A 20,299-nucleotide genomic window follows, 5' to 3' on the forward strand; every position below is an offset into this window, starting at 1 on the left:
CGGAAACAGGCGGCGGGTGTAGCTCAATGGTAGAGCAGCAGCTTCCCAAGCTGACGACGAGGGTTCGATTCCCTTCACCCGCTCCAGACTGCCTTTCCTTACATCTGTCAGATACGCGCCAGCAGACGGTTGATGTCCTCGTGCAGCTGTGGGCTGATCGCTCCCTCGCGCGGGGCATCCAGAAGCGTGGTTAACATCTCCGGTGCCGGTTGCGCCTTACGGTGCCATGACAAGCCAGCCAACACCTCGCGCGCTCCGGCGGGCAGATGGTCGGGCGCGTCAAACCCCGCGATCTCCGCCCAGACAGCGGACCAGCAGCGCGCCGTGCTCCACGGGTTATAGCCGCCGCCGCCTGACACGATCAAACGCGGGGCCATCTGGCGCAAGGCGCGCACCGCACGCCGGTGGCTGTTGTTGGACAGCGCAAGCCGCGCCAGCGGGTCCTCGGCCAGCATATCCGCGCCGCATTGCAGATAGATCGCGTCAGGGCGGAAATCCTCGACCACGGGCAGGATCAACCGGTCGAGAATCACGGCAAATTCCGTGTCGTTCAGCCCGCGTTCCACCGGCAGGTTCCACGCGGCCCCGCCTGCGTCATCGCCAAGCAATCCGGTAAAAGGCCAGCGCCGCGCCTCGTGGATCGAGATCAGGCGCACCTGATCGCTGCCTTCAAACGCGGCCTCGACCCCGTCGCCGTGATGGGCGTCTATGTCCACATAGGCCACCCGCTGTAGCCCCGTCTCCAACAGGCGTTTGATGGTCAGGACCGGTTCATTTATGAAACAGAACCCCTCGGCGCGGTCGGCCATGGCATGATGCTGGCCCCCACCGGGGTTGTAGACGATGCCGCCATTGCGCAGCAGCTCTGCCGCCAAAAGCCCGCCACCCGCCGCTGTCGCGGGACGGCGGAACACTTCGGGGAATACAGGGTTGGAGGCCGTCCCAAGGTTGTGGCGCGCGCGCGTGGGATCCGGGACGGCTTGTGTGGCCTCGGCCTGCTGCAAGGCCGCGATATAGTCCTGTGTGTGATAACGGGTCAGCGCCGTAGGTTTCGCCCTCGGTGAGGTGCGGTACAGCTCTGGCGGCAGCCAACCCAAGGCTCGACAGAGGTCGATCACCGCTGGCACCCGCTGGATCGACAGCGGATGGGTCGGCCCGTAGATCGACCCGCGATAGATCGGCGACCCGATAAAGACCGGCTTAGCCCGCATTAGCATCCCCCGAAGCCGCGCAAAAACGGGGTTGCGCGGGCGGCACACGGATCGCGGCCAGCTTTTGTTGAAGCCTTTCGTATGCAGCAGTATGCAAAGCTATGGTCAACGCAACATCCCTCCGGTCCCACTCGTTTACTGCGCTGATGCTGGCCCTTGGGGGCGCAGGCGGCGCGTTGGCCCAGCGTGCGGGATTGCCCATGCCATGGATGCTGGGCGCGCTGATGGCCACGGGACTGTTTGCCCGCTTCGCCCCTGCAAGCTATTTCGAAAGCTACGGATTTCCCACGCGCTTTCGCATCTTTTTCGTGGCTCTGATCGGCGTGATGATCGGCACGCAGGTCACGCCGGATCTGCTGGCCATGGCCCCGGATCTTGCGCTGACGCTTGGGGCCTTGGTCGTTTTCGTGCCAATGGCGCATTTGTTCAACATGGCCGTGTTCCGCCGCATCGGGGGCTATGATCGCGTGACGGCCTTTTATGCCGCGACACCGGGCGGATTGATGGAATCGATCACCATGGGGGATGCGGCTGGCGCGGACATCCAGCGGCTGACCGTACAGCAATTCTTGCGCATTGTGGTGGTGATCACCCTGCTGCCGCTTGGGCTGTCGCTTTGGACCGGTCAGGCGGTGGGCAGCGCGGCGGGCATGGCCCTGCCCGGTCAGGACACGCCCGTTCCGCCATTGTCGCTGGTGTTGATCGCCGCGGCAGCTGTCTTGGGCCTGTCAGCGGGCACGCGCATCGGCTTGCCCGCCGCGCAATTAACCGGCCCTTTGCTGATTGCAGCCTTTGCCACAGTGACCGGCGTTCTGGACCTGCATTTGCCGGTCTGGCTGATCGCCGTGGCGCAGGTGGTTATCGGCACCTCGCTTGGCCTGCGGTTTCAGGGGGTGGAGGGTGCCCTGCTGCGCCGCTCCGTTGGGCTGTCCGCGCTGTCGGTGTCGGGCATGTTGCTGATCGGGGCGGGGTTTGCCGCGGCTCTGAGCCATGTGACCGGCATCGCTTGGCTGCATCTGTTTATCGCCTTCGCCCCCGGCGGCGTGGCAGAGATGTCGCTGGTCGCGCTGTCGCTGGCCGCCAGCCCCGCGCTGGTCAGCCTACACCATGTGGTGCGCATCCTGATCACCGTAGTCGAGATGCCGCTCACCGCGCGCCGGTTGGGTCTGCGGGCGCAAGACCGCGCGCCCGCAAAACGCGGCTAGCCCTCTTCCTTCTCCAGAAGCATCAGCCATTCCTCTTCCGCATCCGACAAAGCCGTGTGCCGTTCGACCAAGGCATCGGTGGCCTTTTGGAACTTCAGCGGCTCATTGGTGAACAGATCCGGCGCGGCGAGGAACTCTTCGAGCTTGGCGATTTCCGCGTTCAGGCGGTCGATCTCTGCGGGCAGCACCTCCAGCCGGTGCTTTTCGGTGAAGGACAGGCCGGTCTCGGTGGCCTTGGCGGCGGGTTTGTCGCCTTTGTCGGCGCTTTTCTTGGACCCGCCCTTCGACGTCTGCGCGGGCTGCGCATCGCCGCTGTTTTCGCGCTTTTGCGATTGGTAGTCGGTCCAGCCACCGGCATACACAGTCGTCTGGCCGTGCCCTTCCATGGCGACGGTGGTCGTGGCCACACGGTCCAAGAAATCACGGTCGTGCGAGATCAGCAGCACCGTGCCGTCGTAATCGTCCAGCAGTTCCTGCAACAGGTCCAGAGTTTCCACATCCAGATCGTTGGTCGGTTCGTCGAGCACCAACAGATTGGATTCGCGGGCCATGATGCGGGCCAGCAGCAGACGCGCCTTTTCCCCGCCTGACAGCGCGCGCACCGGCGCACGGGCCTGACGTTCGTCGAACAGGAAATCCTTGAGATAGCCCACCACGTGCTTGGGCTCGCCCCGCACCATGACCTGATCGGATTGGCCGGACACGCGCATGTCCTTGTCCGTGGTCAGCGCGTCCCACAGCGTCATTTCCGGATCAAGCTGCGCGCGCGTCTGGTCAAAGATGGCAGGCACCAGATTCGTGCCCAGTTTAACCGTGCCCGCGTCGGGCGTGATTTCCCCCATCAAAATGCGGATCAGGGTGGTTTTGCCCACGCCGTTGGGCCCCACAAAAGCCACACGGTCGCCGCGCTGCACCTTGAGGTCCAGATTGCGCACAATGGGTTTGTCGCCAAAGGCATGCTGCAGGCCTTCGACCTCGACCACCTTGCGGCCTGACTTCGGCCCCGAGGCCAGATCCATCGCAGCCGTTCCCTGACGGCGGATCTGTCCGGCGCGGTCGGCTTTCATATCCTGCAGGCGGCGCACACGGCCCTGATTGCGCTTGCGCCGCGCGCTGATGCCTTCGACCGCCCAGCGGGCTTCGGCCTTGATCTTGCGGTCAAGCTTGTGGCGGGCGGTGTCCTCTTCTTCCCAGATCTTGTCGCGCCAGGCCTCGAACCCTTTGAACCCCTGCTCCTGCCTGCGCACCTGTCCACGATCCACCCAAAGAGTTGCGCGGGTCAGCTCCTCAAGGAAACGGCGGTCGTGCGAAATCAGCACAAAGGCGGTGCGCGTGGATTTCAGCTCGTCCTCCAGCCACTGGATCGCCTCGATGTCGAGATGGTTGGTCGGCTCGTCCAGCAGCATCAGCTCGGGCGCTTCGGCCATCAGTTTGGCCAGTGCCGCACGCCTGCGCTCGCCGCCCGATGCGGTGGACACAGGCCGATTGGGGTCGAACTTCAACCCCTCAGAGGCGCGTTCCACCCGGTACATTTCCGAGGCGTCCAGCCCGCTGGAGGCAAACTCCCCCAGTGTCTCGAAGCCCGACAGATCGGGGTCCTGTTCCATGTAGCCCACAGAGACGCCAGTGGGCACAACACGATCGCCCTGATCGGCCTCGATCAGGCCGGCCATGACTTTCATCAAGGTGGATTTGCCCGATCCGTTGCGCCCCACAAGCGCGACCCGGTCGCCTTGGTGGACGTTCATCGACAGACCGTCAAACACAGGATCGCCCCCGAAGGTGAGCGAGATATCGGAGAGTTGTAATAAAGGTGCAGCCATGCCGCCGAGCTATGTGGCCGCGCGGAACTAGTCAAGCGCCCTTGCGCTGTCCGCCCTCAGGATCGTCAGCGGCCAGCGCCCGTAACAGCCGCTGGCGTGCGGCCGGAATGGTCGCAATGGGCACGGCGCAGAAGACATGCAGCGTGTCCATGTGGTGATCGATGACCGCGTGATCGCTGACCCAACCGCCCATGCCCAAATAGGTGCGCAACAGCGGCGGCAGCCCCTGCGGCGTGTCCCGCCCCCCTGCAAGCGCGCCCAGATCACAGATATGCGGGGCCTTTTGCGCTGGTCGCATCTCGTCGGGGCCGATGTGCCGCGCGCCGAGATAGCCAAGCGCGCCGCGATGCCGGTCGGGATCGGCCCCTGCAAAGGACGCGCAGCCAAACAGCAGACCAACCTGCGCCGCATCCACCTGACGGGTCATCGCCCCCCAAGCCATGCGCAGGATGTCGGGCGCGTGGTGGTCGGGGTGCAGGCAGAATCGGCCAAGCTCCAGCATCGGGGCGGAAAACTGTGCCAGCGGCGCCAGATCATAGAACTGTGCGGCATAAGATGCACCCACATCCGCCCCGTGTCGCGACAGCCGCGCGCGATAACAACACAGCAGCGCATCAAGATCACGGTGTTCGATCAGCACATGCTGGCAGTCGCGGTCATGGGTGTCACGGTCCACGCCTCCGGGCCTGCCGAATGCCAGCCCCCGCAGCGCTTGAGCCCGTGCGATATCATCGTCGGTCTGTGCAAGCCGCGCGCGATAGCCGCCGCGGCTCAGCAGGATCGGGCCTGCGTCGGCGGTCGGGGGCTTGGACCCCACACCGCCCATGGATCATTCGCCCAACAGCTGGCCGACGTTCAGGCCGCCGATATTGCCGAACAGTTTGCGAATAAAGGAGATGTCGCCGTCAGAGGTGCGCGTCACCCGCCGTGTCAGCGGAACCACCTGCCCGTCCTCCAGACCGTAGGTCACAATATTGTCGACCACACCGGCCTGATCAAAGGTCACAGCCACGATTTCGCGGTCCACAACCGTGGGGCGCTGCCACGCGAAATGCTTTACCTCGGATTCGATGTAATAAAAGCCGGACTCATTCAGGACGCCGGACGCATTGGGCACGCCGATCACGTCCTCGACGGTGGCGCGCGTGTCCACCCCCGGCACGATCTGCTGCAAATCCGCATCTGACGGCACATATCCGTGCGACCGGTAACGGGTCTCGCAGGCGGACAGTCCCAGCATTGCCACAACGACAAGCGATAGTTTCAATGGTGTAGCGTTGCCGTGCATATTCCGGCCCCTCTTGTCTTGGCGTGCTCAGGCTCATATTTCGCTTAATGAAGTTTATCCACGCAAGCAAGATCAGGAAACCTCACCTCTTATGACATCTGCCGATCAGACCCCTGCCCCGAATGCCAACCGCCTGCGTGTCGCAGGGCTGCGTCAAAGCGGCGAGACGCCCTTTGCCATCGAGCCCGACGCCGCCGCGCGTGATGCCGTTGCGCAGGTTCTGGACATCCCCGGCGTCCGCAAGCTGCGCTTCACCGGCAAGATCACGCCGCGCGGTCGCGAAGGTTGGCAGCTGGATGGTCAGCTCGGGGCCACTGTGGTGCAGTCCTGTATTGTCACGCTGGAGCCTGTGACCACGCGCATTGATACAGATGTCTTGCGCCGTTTCGTGCCTGCGCATTTTCTGGAAGACCCCGAAGCGGGATCGGAGACAGAGATGCCCGAGGATGAAAGCCTTGAGCCGCTGGGCGAGACGATCGACCTTGAAGCGGTGATGATCGAAGAGCTGTCGCTGGCCCTGCCGCCCTACCCGCGCAAGGACGGCGTCGCTCTGGAGGATGCGCAATTTGCAGCCGATGGCGTCACGCCCATGACCGATGAAGATGTAAAGCCGTTTGCAGGGCTTGCAGCGCTTAAAGAAAAAATGGACAAGGGCGGCGACGCGAGCTGAGAATCCGCTTGCTATTCGCAACGGTATGCGTATTTTCGCGCGCTCATGAACATGGCAGCACGGACAGGTCAGAGGAACGTTTCCCACGCCGCCGCGCCACGCCAAAAGAGACACAGGCAGGCTTCGACCCTGCAATTCGAGAAAGGTTGAGACATGGCTGTCCAACAGAACAAAGTTTCGAAGTCGCGCCGCAACAACCGTCGCGCACATGACGCCCTCACAGCGGCAAACCCGAACGAGTGCGACAACTGCGGCGAGCTGAAGCGCCCGCACCACGTCTGCCCGTCCTGCGGCCACTACGCAGAGCGCGAAGTTATCGCTCAGGCCGACGACATCGATCTGGAAGACGACGCAGCATAATCGCGATTGCGGGGCCCTTGGCATGACCTCTTCGAAGGATCTGACCGCCGGGGGCGCTTCCCGTATCGTGATCTCTGTCGACGCCATGGGCGGCGACCGCGGGCCGGCGACTGTTGTTGCCGGCATTGCTGATTCTGCGAAAAAAAATCCCGACATCGCCTTTATTCTGCACGGCCCCGAGGCCGAGCTGCGCCCGCTGGTGGAAAAACGCCGCGAGCTGGATGGCCGTGTCACCCTGCGCGATGCCACCGGTGTCGTGTCGATGGAGGACAAGCCCTCGCAGGTGTTGCGCACGGGCAAGGACACCTCCATGTGGTCGGCGGTGGATTCGGTGCGCGACAAAGAGGCGACCGTGGCCGTCTCCTGCGGCAACACCGGCGCGCTGATGGCGCTGTCGATGATCCGGCTGCGCAAGCTGCCGGGCGTGAACCGCCCCGCCATTGCGATTCTCTGGCCCTCACGCAACCCGCAGGGGTTCAACGTGATGCTGGACGTGGGCGCAGACATCCGCGCCGATGCGCAGGATCTGCTGCAATATGCGCTGATGGGCACCTCCTACGCGCGCAACGGTCTGGATCTGGACCGGCCCCGCATCGGTCTGCTGAACGTCGGCACCGAAGAACACAAAGGCCGCGCCGAGCTGAAAGAAGCCCACGACCTGATCGCAGCCCATGCGGAGCAGTCGAATTTCGATTTTGTCGGATTCGTCGAGGGCGGCGATATTCCGGGCGACCGCTGTGACGTGATCGTCACCGACGGCTTTACCGGCAACGTCGCGCTGAAAACCGGCGAAGGCACTGCCTCTTTGATCGGCGATCTGCTGAAAGAGGCCTTTGCCTATTCTCCGCTGTCACGGATCGCCTCGCTTTTGGCGCTGACGTCTTTGACACGCTTAAAGAAACGGATCGATCCGCGCCGCGTGAACGGCGGGGTTTTCCTCGGGTTGAACGGCACTGTCGTTAAATCCCATGGCTCTGCCGATGCCACCGGCGTCTCGGCCGCCGTCAAACTGGCGTTCCAGCTGGCGCAGTCCGGCTTTGGTGAGCGGCTTGCCGCCCGCGTGGCACAAAGTTTGGAAAAAACTGACACCTGAGGTGTTGAAACTGACGCTACGGCACAGCAGGATGCGGCCGGGCAGAAGGACACTTAAACACATGACGACACGCGCCACCGTAATCGGAGTTGGCCATTATCTCCCCGACCGTATTGTGGAGAATCACGAATTCGCCGATGGCCTTGATGGGGTGATCGACGGGACCATCAAGCTGGACACATCCGACGACTGGATTCGCAGCCGGTCGGGCATCGAACGCCGCCATTTCGCCGCCGCTGGGCAGACGACCTCAGACTTGGCCGTCAAAGCCTGTGAGGCCGCGCTGGCGGATGCGGGTCTGGTCGCAGATGACATTGACGCCATCGTTCTGGCGACCTCAACCGCGGATCTGACATTCCCCTCTGCCGCCACGATGGTGCAGGACAAACTGGGTATGACGCAAGGCTTTGCCTTTGACGTGCAGGCGGTTTGCGCGGGCTTTGTCTATGCGTTGACCAACGCCAATGCGCTGATCGTCTCCGGTCAGGCAAAGCGTGTTCTGGTCATCGGGGCCGAAACCTTCAGCCGCATCATGGACTGGACCGACCGGGGCACCTGCGTGCTGTTCGGCGACGGGGCCGGTGCGCTTGTGCTGGAGGCGCAGGAGGGATCGGGCACCAATGCAGATCGGGGCATTCTGGCCTCTGACCTGAATTCCGACGGGCGCTATCGTGACATCTTGTATGTGGATGGCGGGACCTCCACCGGGCAAACCGGCTTTTTGCGCATGGAGGGCCGCGAGGTCTTTCGCCATGCGGTGGAAAAGCTTGCCTCGACCGCGAATACCTCGCTTGCCAAGGCAGAGATGACCGCCGAACAGATCGACTGGGTCGTGCCGCATCAGGCCAATATCCGCATTATCGCCGGCACCGCCAAGAAGCTGGGCCTGCCGATGGATCGGGTGGTCACCACGGTTCAGGATCACGGCAACACATCGGCGGCCTCGATCCCGCTGGCGCTGTCGGTGGGCAAGGCACGCGGGCAGATCAAACCCGGCGATGTTGTGGTCACAGAGGCGATCGGTGGCGGTCTGGCCTGGGGGTCGGTGCTGCTGCGCTGGTAAATCGCGCGCCTTTGCGGCATTCAGCGCTAGGAAACACTTAAAAGCCAAGCCATTGATATTGACTTGGCTTTTGCCCCGCGCATAGTCTTCAAAAACCTTGCTGGGAGGGACTGATTATGGGCGAAAAGACCCTGACACGAATGGACCTGAGCGAATCTGTTTTTCGCGAAGTGGGTCTGTCACGCAACGAAAGCGCCGATCTGGTAGAGGCGGTGCTTGGCCATATGTCCGACGCTCTGGTCGAGGGCGAGCAGGTCAAGATTTCGTCTTTCGGGACGTTCTCGGTGCGCGACAAGGCGGCCCGCGTGGGCCGCAATCCGAAAACCGGCGAAGAGGTTCCGATCCAGCCGCGCCGCGTGCTGACCTTTCGCCCCTCTCATCTGATGAAAGACCGTGTGGCGGCGGGCAACAAATCCTGAGGCACCTGACGTATGTCAAAATCGCGCGACGCGTTTCGCACCATTTCCGAAGTCTCGGAATGGCTTGAAACCCCGGCGCACGTTCTGCGTTTCTGGGAAAGCAAATTCACGCAGGTCAAACCCGTGAAACGGGCCGGCGGTCGCCGGTACTATAGACCTGCCGATATGGAATTGCTGGGCGGAATCAAGAAGTTGCTGCACGATGATGGCATGACCATCAAAGGCGTGCAGAAAATCCTGCGCGAACAGGGCGTGCGCCATGTCTGTGCCATGTCCATGCCTGTCGATCCAGAAGATCAGATCGAGGACGCGCCTTTTATCGAGGCCGAGGAAAGCACCGAGAGCTCTGTCGTGGCCTTCCGCCGCGACCCCGAGCCTCAGGACGTCACGCCCGACGCACCGGTCGAAGATCCCGTGCCCCCGACAGTACCGGACGCCACGGAAATGACGCCTGAGGCGACAGAGATGGGGGAGCCTGCAACGCCGGTCGCGTCAGATCCGCAGATGTCCGCGCCCGCAACAGCCCCTGATGACGCCGAAAAACGCGCCGCGCCTGACGCGCCATCCGACGAGGACCCCGAGACAATGGCAGACGAGGATCAGACGGTTTTCGCCTTTGATGACACGGAGTTGTCGGGCGAAGATGATTCGGTGATTGATGATGCGCCGGACACATTGGCCGAGGATACACCGGTCTTTGACACCGCTGCCGAACCCGCCACTCTGGAAAACGAAGAACCGCTGATCGCGCCCCTGCCCGACATTGCCACGCTGCCCACGGACGATGGCCTTCCGGAACCGGAAGCCCCCAGCGAAATCGCGCCAGAAACCGGTGCTCCGGCGGCTGCAGCGGACACGCCGGACACAGACGCCCTGACCTTTGATCTGTCCGACACCCCCGACGGGGATGAGCCGGGCGAGAATATCTTTGCCGATGACGATCTGGCAGAGGTGGAAGTGCCGGACATGGCGACAGAGACAGTGATTCCGGACGCCATCGAAGAACCGGTTCCGGCGGATGATACGGCATTTGCCGAAGATCCAGCCGCCGAGGACACCGACGCCCCCGAGGACATGGCAGAGCTTGAAGAGACGCAAGAGGAGCCAGAGACAGCAACAGCCGACGTTGCTGGACCTGCGGCCGCGGCCAGCGGTCTGAGCCTGCCCGATTTCGCCCAGCCAGAGGACGCAGGCCCTGCCGTTGTCTCCCCCGGTCTATTGGGACTCGCGGCGCGTGTCAGCCGTCTGAACGCCGACCAAGCCTCTGCGATCAAAGCACAAATGCCCGCGCTGCGGCAATTGGCACAGGCACAGCCACCGCAATCCTAAAGACGGCGGAAAAACTTGCGCCCTTGGTGATTTTTTCACCATCAAAGGGGTTGCACGCGCCGTCCAATACGATAAAAGCGCCGGACAAGTCGGGCTATGGCGCAGCCTGGTAGCGCGTCCGTCTGGGGGACGGAAGGTCGCAGGTTCGAGTCCTGCTAGCCCGACCAAAACACCCCATGGGATCACATCCCAACCCCGAAACCCCGGCCCTTGTGCCGGGGTTTCGTGTGTCTGGTGTCTCGCCTTTCCCTGCGGTCATTGCTATGGATTTTCCAAACGGAGGGACATCCATGACAGGCGTATTGGCCAGCCAGCAAATCGAGACTTTGATCGCCCAAGGTGCATTGCGCAGCGACACGGCCTTTGCCGAAGGTCAGATGCAACCGGCCAGTCTGGATTTGCGGTTGGGGCACACGGCCTATCGCGTGCGGGCATCCTTTTTGGCGGGTCAGTCGCGGAGTGTGCAATCGCGTATCGATGAATTTGAAATGCACCGGGTGGATCTGTCCCATGGGGCGGTTCTGGAAAAGGGCTGTGTCTACCTTGTCCCGCTGATGGAAGAGCTGGCCCTGCCCGATGACATCACCGCCATCGCAAATGCCAAAAGCTCCACCGGGCGGCTGGATCTGCTGACGCGGGTCATCACTGACGGTGGCGTTGAATTTGACCGCATTCCCCAAGGGTACAAAGGGCCGCTTTACGCTGAAATCTGCCCGCGCAGCTTTTCCGTTCTGGTGCGTCCGGGAATGCGCCTGAACCAGATCCGCTTTCGACGCGGCCAGTCCGTGCTGAGCGACGCGGACCTGCGCGCGCTGCATGCGGAGGTGCAACTGGTTAACGGCGGTGATGCCGTCATTGACGCGGGGCTTGGGTTTTCGGTCGATCTGCAACCGACGCAGGATGGCGTGGTGGGCTACCGCGCGAAACCGCATACCGGCGTGATCGATCTGGACCGGATCGGCGAATACGACCCACAAGAGTTCTGGGAAGAGCTGCGCAGCGACAAGCGCCGGCTGATCCTTGACCCCGGCGCGTTTTACATCCTTGTGAGCCAAGAGGCGGTCCACATACCGCCCGGCTATGCGGCCGAGATGGCGCCCTATCTGGCGATGGTGGGCGAATTCCGCGTGCATTACGCCGGTTTCTTTGATCCCGGGTTTGGCCATGCGGCGGCGGGTGGTTCTGGTGCGCGCGGCGTGTTGGAGGTGCGCTGTCATGAGGCGCCTTTTGTGCTGGAACACGGCCAAACCGTCGGGCGACTGGTCTACGAGCGCATGTCCGAGGTGCCCGCGCAGCTTTATGGGCAGGACATCGCATCCAACTACCAAGGTCAGGGCCTGAAGCTGTCGAAACATTTCCGCAGTTGACGGCTCGGGCGCGGAACCTGCATATTCCCGCCCATACCGTAAGGGCAAGAGGCAGATATCTGCCAACCCAAAAGACGGTTTTATCTAGCTTCGGGAACAACTTATCATCCGTTCTTGTTGGACTGCCACGAGCGGCGACCGATGTGTCGACCGCCACTCACAGTCTCGAAAGGACAGACGATGTTGAAGAACCTGACCCTCGCCACCGCGCTTACTGCTGTTGCTGCCACACCGCTGATGGCCGCTGTGACCGCGTCGACCACAACCGAGCTGAACTTGCGCACGGACCCCAACCCCACCTCTGCCGTGGTGGCCGTCATGCCGCAGGACGCCGTTGTCGATGTCGAGGGCTGCACCGCATCTGACTGGTGCAAAGTGTCCTTTGACGGCACCGAGGGCTGGGCCTACAGCCCCTATTTGCTGAACACTTCCATGCCGGAACCCACGGTGATCTACGAAAACCGCTCCACCATGGAAATCGAAACCATCGAGGTCGATAACAACGCAGCCGACGCCACCGCAGGTGCAGCGCTCGGGGCCGGTGCCGCCTCGCTGCTGATCGGCGGTCCGGCGGCCGTGGCTGCTGGCGCGATCCTTGGTGCTGCCGGTGGTGCCTCTGCCCCCGCGGACGAGACCGTGACCTATGTCACGCAGAATCCGGTCGAGCCGGTGTATCTGAACGGTGAAGTTGTCGTGGGTGCCGGTATTCCGGAGAACGTCGAAATCTACACCGTGCCTGACACCGATTACTCCTACGCCTACGTCAACGATGCTCCGGTGGTGGTGAACCCCGAGGATCGCCGCATCGTCTACATCGTTCGGTAATCAACGCCGGTCGTGTTTCGTCCGAAAACCAAAAAGCCTGCCGCATTCTGTGGCAGGCTTTCGTCTTGCCCGGGTCGCGGCGTCAACCGTAAGCGCGTTGCCTGAACGGAATGACCTCCGCCAGTGCTGCCGGTGGGCCGGGCCGCCGGCGTTGCGCCGGGCTGCGTCCGAGATCCGCCGCCAGCTGCGGCGCATGCCCCCGATCCAGGGTGCGCGGATTGTTCACCCTGCGCACGTCGCGATCCTGCGCCACTTCAAAGGCAATCAAATCGCCCGCATCCAGCGTGACGCCCTCGTGCAGGCTGTCACCGCTCGAAAAATAGGCAAGGTCGCCGTGGTCGTCACACCACACCACCGCCGAGGAATGTCCCTCGTTGGCCCAAAGTACGACACCCGTCATCTGTTCGCGCTGCATTGCGTCCACCTCACGTCGCTTCAATTCAACAGTGACGCAAAGGACATCTTCGAAACATATCTTTTCCGGCGTCGGCTGGTTGATTTTTGTATCGCAACTTGCAACGTTTGACCCTGTTAAGCATCAGTACTGACGCGAAAGGGAGACAGGTCGTGACACAGTTGGACAGCACATCTTCCCTTAGGTCGTTGACCAGTGGTAAACTTCCATCAAAACGGGAAACGCCTATGACCGCCGAACCGCCCCAGACACGCCCACGCCGCCCGAGTCCCTCGGAGCTTCGAAGCATGCTTGGGGCCAACCTGCGTCAGTTGTCGCAACGGGCCGTGTCCATTTCGGCGCTCTGCCGCGAGCTGGGCATCAACCGGACCCAATACAACCGCTACCTCGCCGGAGAGAGCTTCCCGCGCCCTGATGTGCTGCACCGCATTTGCACCTATTTCGACGTCGACGCGCGGATCCTGCTGGAGCCCGTGGACAAGGTGATCAATGCCGACGCCACGACGCAGATGAACGCCGCCGTGGCCGATTACCTTGGAGGCAGCGCGCGGCCCGTCGCCGAAGAGGATTTCCCTTCGGGATTCTTCCGCTTCACCCGCCGCTCCTTTGTTGATGATGCCGCTTATGTTCAGGGGATCATCTATGTCTTCCGCGCCGACGGCGGCACCTTTGTCAAAGGCTTCGAGGCCAAAGAGGCGCTTGCCGCCCAAGGACTGCCAACAGACCCCGCAACGCGGGAATTTCGCGGCACTGCCATCCCACAGGAAGACGGCATAGCGGTCATGGTCAGCCGCAAGGGCGCGGCCAGCACGACGTTCAACTATCTCGCCCGCGTGCCGACGTTCCAGAACAACTACTGGGTCGGGTATGTGGCGCGCCCGGTGCGTGAAAACGTGGCAGGCCGGCGGTTTGAACGGCAGATCTACGAATTCCTCGGCACGGGCTTGGCGGATGTGCTGCCTGCAGCGCGCTCGGCCGGGTTCTGCACGGCATCAGACCTCATGCCCTATCACCGCACCTTGCTGAAGGTCGGCGAAGATATCGTCTGATCACCGGCCTCCGCCGTGCTGGCCTGTGATGTGTCATGGGCCAGCAGATCATACAGATGCCAGGACGCATGGCCGAACAGGGGCAGCACAAACAACAGTCCCAGAAACATGGGCAGCAGCGCTATCAGTGTCGCCGTTCCCAAACAGACCCCCCAGCCCAACATCAACACGGGCTGACGCTGGACAAAGCCAAATGACGCGATCATCGCGGTGACAAAATCCACCTCACGGTCCAGCAGCATCGGCAGCGCCAGAACCGAGATCATATAAAGCACGCAGGCAAAGCCCGCACCAATCAGGCTGCCCACCGCCAGCATAGCAAGCCCGTTCATGGTCAGATACACCTGCAAGCTGCTGCTGACATTGGTCATGGTCGATAGGCCCATGAACAGGGCAAAGATCATGTGCGACAGAAAGAACCAGAACAAAAACATGACAAGGATCACCGCGCACAGCGAGGGCAACTGCCGACGCGATTGGCGCAGGATCACCGCAAACACGGCTTTCCGGTCCAACGCATATTCCGATTGCAACCTACGGCTGATATCGTAGTAACCGACAGCGGCAAAGGGCCCGAGCAAAGGAAAACCGATCGCGGCAAACACCAGCCAGTAGCTTTGCCCGGTGGCAGTGGTCAGCCACGCCATGAACCAGCCGCCCAGAACCCAAGGCAACGCCAGCAGCAGCGCCATAGCGGGCGCGCGCGATATGTCACGCAGACCGGATCGTAGGGCGGATTTGAAATCCGCCATTGTAACGGGTCTCAAAGACGCAGGGCCAAAGGCTGTCTCTGCGGTTATGCTTGTCCGATCATCCATCGAAGAATGTTATCCCCAAGGGATAGCGTTGCGTCAACGCATACAAAATGGACATCTGAAAGACAGGTTAGAAGGCGGCTGTTCGCGCAATGCGTGTGTCATAGGCAGGGCGCGTCAAACTGCCCGAAAAGTGATCATTTACAATAAATTAGGAGCAGGGAACCAAACCGCAGCTCCATCTGTTTACATATTGTTCACGGCCTATGCTGCTGAATAGACGTATGCGTACAGGAGCCTAGTAATGAATATGGAAACTGCCCCGATCCGCCGGGATGAGGATGGACATATCCGACATATAGATGTCTCCGCTCTGATGCGTACGCCGGACGGGTTCGCTCGTCTTCGCGCCGCATTGGATGAAATCGACGAGACCCTCCCAGAGGACTATGATATAGAGCAGCCGCCGTGGTTGATCTGCCCCGCGACCCAACGCGACAGCGTGACGTGGAAGGTTCGTCGCGGCGCCCGTGTGGTTGAAACATTCGCGCAGTGGTATCGCACGCAGGCGCCGGAACTGCGTCGCCGCATTCAGGCCCGTTATCCCGAACCACGCGGTTGGCAAGGGTTCTACGCCTCGCTCGCCTGAACCATCCAGAATGACAAAAGGGCCGCCCTTTGCGGACGACCCTTAACTACAGCGCACCTAGGGGTCAGCCCACAGGCAAGCGCGTAATCAATCCTCGGCGCGGGCGTCGGCGCGGCTTTTGCCGGACACCTGCATGGCCAGCGTCGCCTCCATGAACGGATCAAGATCCCCATCCAGAACGCCCGATGTGTCGGCGGTTTCATGGTTGGTGCGCAGATCCTTGACCATTTGATAGGGCTGCAGAACGTAGGACCGGATCTGGTTGCCCCAGCCTGCGTCGCCCTTGGCCTCGTGCAGTGCGTTGACCTCCGCATTCCGGCGGTCCAGCTCCAGCTGATACAGACGGGACTTCAGCGCTTTCATCGCGATATCGCGGTTCTGGTGCTGGGACTTCTCGGAGGAGGTGACCACAATCCCCGTGGGATGGTGCGTGATCCGAACCGCCGAGTCGGTGGTGTTGACGTGCTGACCACCCGCACCTGACGACCGGTAGGTGTCGATGCGAATGTCCGCCGGGTTGACCTCGATCTCGATATTGTCATCGATCACCGGATAGGCCCCAACAGCGGCAAAAGAGGTCTCGCGCGTGCCCTTGCCGAAGGGCGAGATCCGCACAAGGCGATGCGTGCCGCTTTCGGACTTCAGCCAACCATAGGCGTTCTGGCCCTTGATCTGGTAGGTGGCGGATTTGATGCCTGCCTCGGTGCCGGGGGTCTCTTCCTGCAGCTCGACCTCGAAACCGCGCTTCTCCGCCCAGCGGACATACATCCGTGCCAGCATGTTGGCCCAATCGCAGGCCTCAGTGCCGCCTGCGCCGGATTTGATCTCGAGGAAGGCATCATTGCCGTCGGTCTCGCCGTCCAGCAAGGCCTCCAGCTCTTTCTTGGCGGCTTTCTCGACCAGTGATTTCAGCGTCGCTTCGGCGTCAGAGACGACTTCCTCGTCCTCTTCCATCTCGCCTAGTTCGATGAGCTCGACACTGTCTTCCATCTCCTGCTTGAGCGCGCTGTAGGTGTCCATCGCCGTCACCAGGGCCTGACGATCCTTCGTCAGCTTCTGCGCGTTCGCCGGATCGTCCCACAGATTGGGGTCTTCCATGCGGGCGTCGAATTCCTCCAACCGGTGCTGCGCCGTCTCCCATCCCAGCCGCTGCTTGAGCAGCTCCAGCGACTTCTGGATCTTCTCAACATTGTTCTGGGCTTCGGCGCGCATGACCAACTCCTTACGTTCTCAGGCCATGCCTGATACCAGCGGTATGACACACGGGCAAGGTGGGGATTGCAGGTGAGCGACGGGTTGCAACATGCGTTGGCGGTCTTTGGCGTCATGTCCCCGCAGCGGCTGGCCCGTACGGGGGTGGCGGATATCTACCGCGTGCGGCGGGGACGCGGCCGAGCGGTGGTCAAGATCTACCGCCGTGGCGATGCAGGCAACGAAGCAACCGGCCTGACCCTGATGCAGACGGCCGCCAGCCCCGCCCTGCCCCGTATTCTGTCACGAACAGACGCTGCCGTGTTGATAGAGTATCTTGACGGCCCGACCTTGGGCCAGATGTCGCGCGAGGGCCGCGATGACGAGGCGGCAGAGCATCTGGCGCGCACCGCCCGCGTGCTGCATCTGACACTGCAGAAGCTGCCTGTTGCGCCCTTCGCGCCTTTGGACCAATGGCTGACGCCACTTTGGGATCTGACGACGGGGCCAAGCTGCCCCGCTGATCTGGCGCAGGACATGCAGCGCAGCATAGGGCTGGCGCGGCGTCTGTTGGCCACCACGGTGCTGCACCATCCGCTGCACGGCGATCTGCACCATGACAACGTGATCCTCACCGCAGACGGGCCGCGCGCCTTTGACGCCAAGGGGCTGGTGGGCGATCCGGCGTTCGAGCTGGCAAATGCCCTGCGCAATCCCAAAGGCATCCCGGACCGGCTGCGCGATCCCGACCGCATCCGCCATGATCTGACCCTATATGCCAAAGCGCTCAAGGTGCCAGCGCCACGGCTTGCGGCCTGGGCTGCGGTCAAATGCGCCCATTCCATTGCGCTGCGCAGCAAGGGACCGCTCGCCTTTGATACAGAGGCGGATCTGTTACAGCTTTTGCTGGCGCAGGCCCCCGACGCCGTTTAGCGCCGGGACCCGCCTCAGTACAGACCGCCCGAGGACAGCGTGCCAAAGCCCGCCTTGGGCCCGACAACCGCTTTTTTGCCGGTGGAGGTGGTCACTTCTTTCGCCACCGCGCCACCATCGGGCCGGATCAGGTCAAAACTGCCCGAGATCGCAAAGCCACCGTCCAGCTGGATGCCCCAGATCCCGTTCAGCAGGTCGTCCTCGCGGAAACATTCCGACACCACATTCGGGCCGGAGGCCCCATCTCCCAGACGCGCACCGCTGAACCGGTCGATGTTCACGAAATTACAGCTTTCGGGCACTTTGAATTCGCCGCCGCCGTATTTCTTGACCGCTTCACGCATGAACTGGGTGAAGACGGGGCCGCAGAAACCACCGCCCGACGCCCCGCGCCCAAGGCTGCGCGGCGTGTCATAGCCGATGTAGCAGCCTGCCACGATGTTCGAGGTGAAGCCCACGAACCAGACGTCCTTTGCATCGTTGGTGGTGCCGGTCTTGCCTGCGGTGGGCACGTTCAGCTTCACCGTCTTGGAGGCCGTGCCGCGTTCCACAACACCGCGCATCATCGACGTCAGCTGATAGGCCGTGACAGGGTCCATGACCCGCTCGCGGTCGTTGACAATGCGCGGGCTGCGGCCCTGCGGGAGGTTGGGATCGGCGCAATCCACGCAGACCCGCGCATTGCCCTGCGCCGTGTCGTGGCTGTAGACCGTGTTGCCGTAGCGGTCCTGCACCCGGTCAACCAGCGTGGGCTGCACGCGCTCGCCGCCATTGGCGAACATCGCGTAGGCCGCGACAATATTGAACAAGGTCGTCTCGTCCGCGCCAAGCGCGTTCGCCAGAACACGACCCATATTGTCATAGACGCCAAAGCGTTCCGCATAATCGGCCACGGTGTTCATACCCACCTCTTGCGCCAATCGGATCGTCATCAGGTTACGCGAGTTTTCGATACCCGTGCGCAGCGGCGTCGGCCCGTAAAACTGGTTAGAGGCGTTTTTCGGACGCCAGACCCCTTGGGGGGTGTTGATCTCGATCGGGGCGTCGACGACGATTGTGGCGGGGGTATAGCCACTGTCCAACGCCGCCGCGTAGACAAAGGGTTTGAACGACGAGCCCGGCTGGCGTTTCGCCTGCGTGGCACGGTTGAACACCGAGTTCTGGTAGCTAAAGCCCCCCTGCATGGCAATCACGCGGCCCGTGTTCACGTCCATCGCCATGAACCCGCCCTGCACCTGCGGCACCTGCCGCAGCGACCAGCGGATGAAGTTGCCGGAGCCGTCCTCGACCATTTCGCGCACGTGGATCACGTCACCTGCCTCGAAATTGTCGAACAGGTTGCCGGTAAACCAGTTGGTGTCAGAGCGCGGCAGCTCCATCCCGCGCGGATCGTCCAGCGCGATATCCTCGATCCCGATCAGCAGGGAGTTCTCGCGCACTTCGCGCACCACGGCCACGTGCCACGGCGCGACCAGATCGACGTCGCGGGCCACGCGGACCTTTGACAGCGCGTCGCGCCACGCGGTCTCGTCGCCCAAGGTCGCCGTGTCGATGGTCTTGCCCGTGCCACGCCAGCGGCCCAAGCCACGGTCGTATTGTTCCAGCGCACGTTGCAGCGCATGGGCGGCTTCGTTCTGCATTTCCGGGTCCAGCGTGGCGCGCACGGAATAGCCGCCAGAGAAGAACTGTTCCTCCCCCACATCGCGGCTCAACTGGCGGCGGATTTCGTCGGTGAAATAATCACGCGGCGGCAGCGAGCCCGAGTAGGGTTCGAAATCGCCGTTCTGCACAGAGCGCAGCGGCAGGGCGACCTCGGATTCGTAGGTGTCGCGGTCGATGTAGCCGTTCTCGAACATCTCTTTGAGCACAAAGTTCCGGCGGGCGGTCACGCGCTCCTTGCGGCGGACCGGATGGTAATCCGACGGCGCCTTGGGCATCGAGGCGAGCATTGCCGCCTCGTGCGGGGCAAGCTCTGACAGGGATTTGTTGAAATAGGTCTGCGCCGCTGCGGTCACACCAAAGCTGTTCTGTCCAAGGAAAATCTCGTTGAGGTACAGCTCAAGGATCTTGTCCTTGGACAGCGCTTCCTCCACCCGTGCGGCAAGGATGATTTCCTTGATCTTGCGCTCCGCACGACGGTCACCGGAGAGCAAGAAGTTCTTCATCACCTGCTGTGTGATGGTCGAGGCACCGCGCACATCGCGCCCGCCCGACTGCACGGCCTGCACCGCCGCCGCCATGATCCCACGCAGGTCATAGCCCTGGTGGGTGTAGAAATTCTTGTCCTCCGCCGAGATAAAGGCGTTCTTCACCAGCTCAGGGATCTCGTTGGCGGGGGTAAACAGGCGGCGTTCCTGCGCGAATTCATCAATCACGCGCCCCTCGGACGAATAGATCCGGCTGATTGTGGGCGGTGTGTATTGCGCCAGATGTTCGTGGCTGGGCAAATCGCGGCCATACATCCAGAACACCGCGCCGATGGTCAGGGCGATCATCATCGTGCCCATCGTTGCCACGGCAAAGATGCCACCGAATATCGAAAGAATGAACCGCGTCACGCACAGCCCTCATGTGTTGGGGAAGGAACAGCCTGCCCCGTCCGCTTAGCGGTTTTATCGCCTTGGGTCAAAACACATCCTTAGGATCAATGCGCG

General features: G+C 62.2%; 20 protein-coding genes and 2 tRNA genes. 14 read left to right on the forward strand and 8 right to left on the reverse strand.

Annotated features, from left to right (window positions below):
- Positions 1–12 precede the first annotated feature (12 nt).
- A tRNA-Gly gene (locus ACN5AZ_RS02570) sits at positions 13–86 on the forward strand.
- A gap of 21 nt (positions 87–107) precedes the next feature.
- Here ACN5AZ_RS02570 and ACN5AZ_RS02575 read toward each other — a convergent pair.
- Complete coding sequence (locus tag ACN5AZ_RS02575) at positions 108–1,217, reverse strand: acetoin utilization protein AcuC (RefSeq protein WP_419427275.1); 1,110 nt, start codon at positions 1,215–1,217, stop codon at positions 108–110.
- Positions 1,218–1,312: 95 nt separating this feature from the next.
- On the opposite strand from ACN5AZ_RS02575, the gene ACN5AZ_RS02580 reads away from it, so the two are divergent.
- The gene (locus ACN5AZ_RS02580) at positions 1,313–2,416 is read left to right on the forward strand and encodes an AbrB family transcriptional regulator (protein ID WP_419427276.1); all 1,104 of its coding nucleotides are present in this window, start codon (positions 1,313–1,315) and stop codon (positions 2,414–2,416) included.
- Here the strand turns inward: ACN5AZ_RS02580 and ACN5AZ_RS02585 are convergent.
- From ACN5AZ_RS02585 to ACN5AZ_RS02595, 3 genes are read right to left on the reverse strand one after another with little or no spacing between them, the layout of a single operon-like run.
- Positions 2,413–4,239, reverse strand: a complete 1,827-nt coding sequence (locus ACN5AZ_RS02585) for an ABC-F family ATP-binding cassette domain-containing protein (protein WP_419427277.1) — start codon at positions 4,237–4,239, stop codon at positions 2,413–2,415. The two genes, ACN5AZ_RS02580 and ACN5AZ_RS02585, sit on opposite strands and share 4 nt — an antisense overlap.
- Positions 4,240–4,270: 31 nt before the next feature.
- Positions 4,271–5,065: a GNAT family N-acetyltransferase gene (locus tag ACN5AZ_RS02590; protein ID WP_419427278.1), complete on the reverse strand. Its 795-nt coding sequence runs from the start codon at positions 5,063–5,065 to the stop codon at positions 4,271–4,273.
- Positions 5,066–5,068: 3 nt separating this feature from the next.
- The gene (locus ACN5AZ_RS02595; RefSeq protein WP_419427279.1) at positions 5,069–5,527 is read right to left on the reverse strand and encodes an outer membrane protein assembly factor BamE; all 459 of its coding nucleotides are present in this window, start codon (positions 5,525–5,527) and stop codon (positions 5,069–5,071) included.
- Between the two features lie 91 nt (positions 5,528–5,618).
- On the opposite strand from ACN5AZ_RS02595, the gene ACN5AZ_RS02600 reads away from it, so the two are divergent.
- The 9 genes from ACN5AZ_RS02600 (at position 5,619) to ACN5AZ_RS02640 (ending at position 12,653) form a co-directional block, all read left to right on the forward strand.
- Positions 5,619–6,197 carry a YceD family protein gene (locus tag ACN5AZ_RS02600; RefSeq protein ID WP_419427280.1) on the forward strand — a complete coding sequence of 193 codons (579 nt, stop codon included), beginning with the start codon at positions 5,619–5,621 and terminating at the stop codon, positions 6,195–6,197.
- Positions 6,198–6,350: 153 nt separating this feature from the next.
- Positions 6,351–6,557: a 50S ribosomal protein L32 gene (gene rpmF, locus ACN5AZ_RS02605; RefSeq protein ID WP_419427281.1), complete on the forward strand. Its 207-nt coding sequence runs from the start codon at positions 6,351–6,353 to the stop codon at positions 6,555–6,557.
- Between the two features lie 22 nt (positions 6,558–6,579).
- Entirely contained in the window at positions 6,580–7,650 is a 1,071-nt protein-coding gene (gene plsX, locus ACN5AZ_RS02610; RefSeq protein ID WP_419427282.1) for a phosphate acyltransferase PlsX, read from the forward strand.
- 61 nt (positions 7,651–7,711) lie between these two features.
- Positions 7,712–8,713, forward strand: coding sequence for a beta-ketoacyl-ACP synthase III (locus ACN5AZ_RS02615; protein WP_419427283.1), 1,002 nt, complete (start codon positions 7,712–7,714; stop codon positions 8,711–8,713).
- A 116-nt stretch (positions 8,714–8,829) separates the two neighbouring features.
- Entirely contained in the window at positions 8,830–9,132 is a 303-nt protein-coding gene (ihfA, locus tag ACN5AZ_RS02620; RefSeq protein ID WP_419427284.1) for an integration host factor subunit alpha, read from the forward strand.
- Between the two features lie 12 nt (positions 9,133–9,144).
- Complete coding sequence (locus ACN5AZ_RS02625) at positions 9,145–10,461, forward strand: MerR family transcriptional regulator (protein WP_419427285.1); 1,317 nt, start codon at positions 9,145–9,147, stop codon at positions 10,459–10,461.
- Positions 10,462–10,551: 90 nt separating this feature from the next.
- Positions 10,552–10,628: transfer RNA gene (locus ACN5AZ_RS02630), tRNA-Pro, on the forward strand.
- 123 nt (positions 10,629–10,751) lie between these two features.
- Entirely contained in the window at positions 10,752–11,828 is a 1,077-nt protein-coding gene (locus ACN5AZ_RS02635; protein WP_419427286.1) for a 2'-deoxycytidine 5'-triphosphate deaminase, read from the forward strand.
- A 180-nt stretch (positions 11,829–12,008) separates the two neighbouring features.
- A complete protein-coding gene (locus ACN5AZ_RS02640; protein WP_419427287.1) occupies positions 12,009–12,653 on the forward strand; it encodes a DUF1236 domain-containing protein in 645 nt (214 codons plus the stop codon).
- Positions 12,654–12,735: 82 nt separating this feature from the next.
- Here the strand turns inward: ACN5AZ_RS02640 and ACN5AZ_RS02645 are convergent, their stop codons facing one another.
- A complete protein-coding gene (locus ACN5AZ_RS02645; protein ID WP_419427288.1) occupies positions 12,736–13,068 on the reverse strand; it encodes a hypothetical protein in 333 nt (110 codons plus the stop codon).
- A gap of 287 nt (positions 13,069–13,355) precedes the next feature.
- Between ACN5AZ_RS02645 and ACN5AZ_RS02650 the strand changes: the two genes are divergently transcribed.
- A complete protein-coding gene (locus ACN5AZ_RS02650; protein WP_419427289.1) occupies positions 13,356–14,117 on the forward strand; it encodes a helix-turn-helix domain-containing protein in 762 nt (253 codons plus the stop codon).
- On the opposite strand, the gene ACN5AZ_RS02655 is transcribed toward ACN5AZ_RS02650, so the two are convergent.
- Complete coding sequence (locus tag ACN5AZ_RS02655; protein ID WP_419427290.1) at positions 14,078–14,869, reverse strand: DUF2189 domain-containing protein; 792 nt, start codon at positions 14,867–14,869, stop codon at positions 14,078–14,080. The two genes, ACN5AZ_RS02650 and ACN5AZ_RS02655, sit on opposite strands and share 40 nt — an antisense overlap.
- Positions 14,870–15,176: 307 nt before the next feature.
- Here ACN5AZ_RS02655 and ACN5AZ_RS02660 point away from each other — a divergent pair, with 307 nt between their 5' ends.
- On the forward strand, positions 15,177–15,521 hold the full coding sequence (locus ACN5AZ_RS02660) for a hypothetical protein (RefSeq protein ID WP_419427291.1): 345 nt from the start codon (positions 15,177–15,179) through the stop codon (positions 15,519–15,521).
- Between the two features lie 87 nt (positions 15,522–15,608).
- Here the strand turns inward: ACN5AZ_RS02660 and prfB are convergent, their stop codons facing one another.
- Positions 15,609–16,733, reverse strand: coding sequence for a peptide chain release factor 2 (prfB, locus tag ACN5AZ_RS02665; protein WP_419427292.1), 1,125 nt, complete (start codon positions 16,731–16,733; stop codon positions 15,609–15,611).
- Between the two features lie 72 nt (positions 16,734–16,805).
- On the opposite strand from prfB, the gene ACN5AZ_RS02670 reads away from it, so the two are divergent.
- Positions 16,806–17,645, forward strand: a complete 840-nt coding sequence (locus tag ACN5AZ_RS02670) for an aminoglycoside phosphotransferase family protein (protein ID WP_419427293.1) — start codon at positions 16,806–16,808, stop codon at positions 17,643–17,645.
- Positions 17,646–17,659: 14 nt separating this feature from the next.
- Here ACN5AZ_RS02670 and ACN5AZ_RS02675 read toward each other — a convergent pair whose 3' ends face one another.
- On the reverse strand, positions 17,660–20,203 hold the full coding sequence (locus tag ACN5AZ_RS02675; protein WP_419427294.1) for a penicillin-binding protein 1A: 2,544 nt from the start codon (positions 20,201–20,203) through the stop codon (positions 17,660–17,662).
- Positions 20,204–20,299 lie beyond the last annotated feature (96 nt).

Source organism: Sagittula sp. SSi028, assembly GCF_048553715.1.
Taxonomy (GTDB): domain Bacteria; phylum Pseudomonadota; class Alphaproteobacteria; order Rhodobacterales; family Rhodobacteraceae; genus Sagittula.

Excerpts from the sequence above, each read along its gene's own strand:
- ACN5AZ_RS02590 (WP_419427278.1), bottom strand. The coding sequence starts at position 5,065 with ATGGGCGGTGTGGGGTCCAAGCCCCCGACCGCCGACGCAGGCCCGATC.
- ACN5AZ_RS02635 (WP_419427286.1), top strand. The coding sequence starts at position 10,752 with ATGACAGGCGTATTGGCCAGCCAGCAAATCGAGACTTTGATCGCCCAA.
- ACN5AZ_RS02615 (WP_419427283.1), top strand. The coding sequence starts at position 7,712 with ATGACGACACGCGCCACCGTAATCGGAGTTGGCCATTATCTCCCCGAC.
- ACN5AZ_RS02580 (WP_419427276.1), top strand. The coding sequence starts at position 1,313 with ATGGTCAACGCAACATCCCTCCGGTCCCACTCGTTTACTGCGCTGATG.
- ACN5AZ_RS02650 (WP_419427289.1), top strand. The coding sequence starts at position 13,356 with ATGCTTGGGGCCAACCTGCGTCAGTTGTCGCAACGGGCCGTGTCCATT.
- ACN5AZ_RS02645 (WP_419427288.1), bottom strand. The coding sequence starts at position 13,068 with ATGCAGCGCGAACAGATGACGGGTGTCGTACTTTGGGCCAACGAGGGA.
- rpmF (WP_419427281.1), top strand. The coding sequence starts at position 6,351 with ATGGCTGTCCAACAGAACAAAGTTTCGAAGTCGCGCCGCAACAACCGT.
- ACN5AZ_RS02625 (WP_419427285.1), top strand. The coding sequence starts at position 9,145 with ATGTCAAAATCGCGCGACGCGTTTCGCACCATTTCCGAAGTCTCGGAA.
- ACN5AZ_RS02660 (WP_419427291.1), top strand. The coding sequence starts at position 15,177 with ATGAATATGGAAACTGCCCCGATCCGCCGGGATGAGGATGGACATATC.
- ACN5AZ_RS02575 (WP_419427275.1), bottom strand. The coding sequence starts at position 1,217 with ATGCTAATGCGGGCTAAGCCGGTCTTTATCGGGTCGCCGATCTATCGC.
- ihfA (WP_419427284.1), top strand. The coding sequence starts at position 8,830 with ATGGGCGAAAAGACCCTGACACGAATGGACCTGAGCGAATCTGTTTTT.
- plsX (WP_419427282.1), top strand. The coding sequence starts at position 6,580 with ATGACCTCTTCGAAGGATCTGACCGCCGGGGGCGCTTCCCGTATCGTG.
- ACN5AZ_RS02655 (WP_419427290.1), bottom strand. The coding sequence starts at position 14,869 with ATGGCGGATTTCAAATCCGCCCTACGATCCGGTCTGCGTGACATATCG.
- ACN5AZ_RS02640 (WP_419427287.1), top strand. The coding sequence starts at position 12,009 with ATGTTGAAGAACCTGACCCTCGCCACCGCGCTTACTGCTGTTGCTGCC.
- ACN5AZ_RS02585 (WP_419427277.1), bottom strand. The coding sequence starts at position 4,239 with ATGGCTGCACCTTTATTACAACTCTCCGATATCTCGCTCACCTTCGGG.
- ACN5AZ_RS02595 (WP_419427279.1), bottom strand. The coding sequence starts at position 5,527 with ATGCACGGCAACGCTACACCATTGAAACTATCGCTTGTCGTTGTGGCA.
- ACN5AZ_RS02600 (WP_419427280.1), top strand. The coding sequence starts at position 5,619 with ATGACATCTGCCGATCAGACCCCTGCCCCGAATGCCAACCGCCTGCGT.
- prfB (WP_419427292.1), bottom strand. The coding sequence starts at position 16,733 with ATGCGCGCCGAAGCCCAGAACAATGTTGAGAAGATCCAGAAGTCGCTG.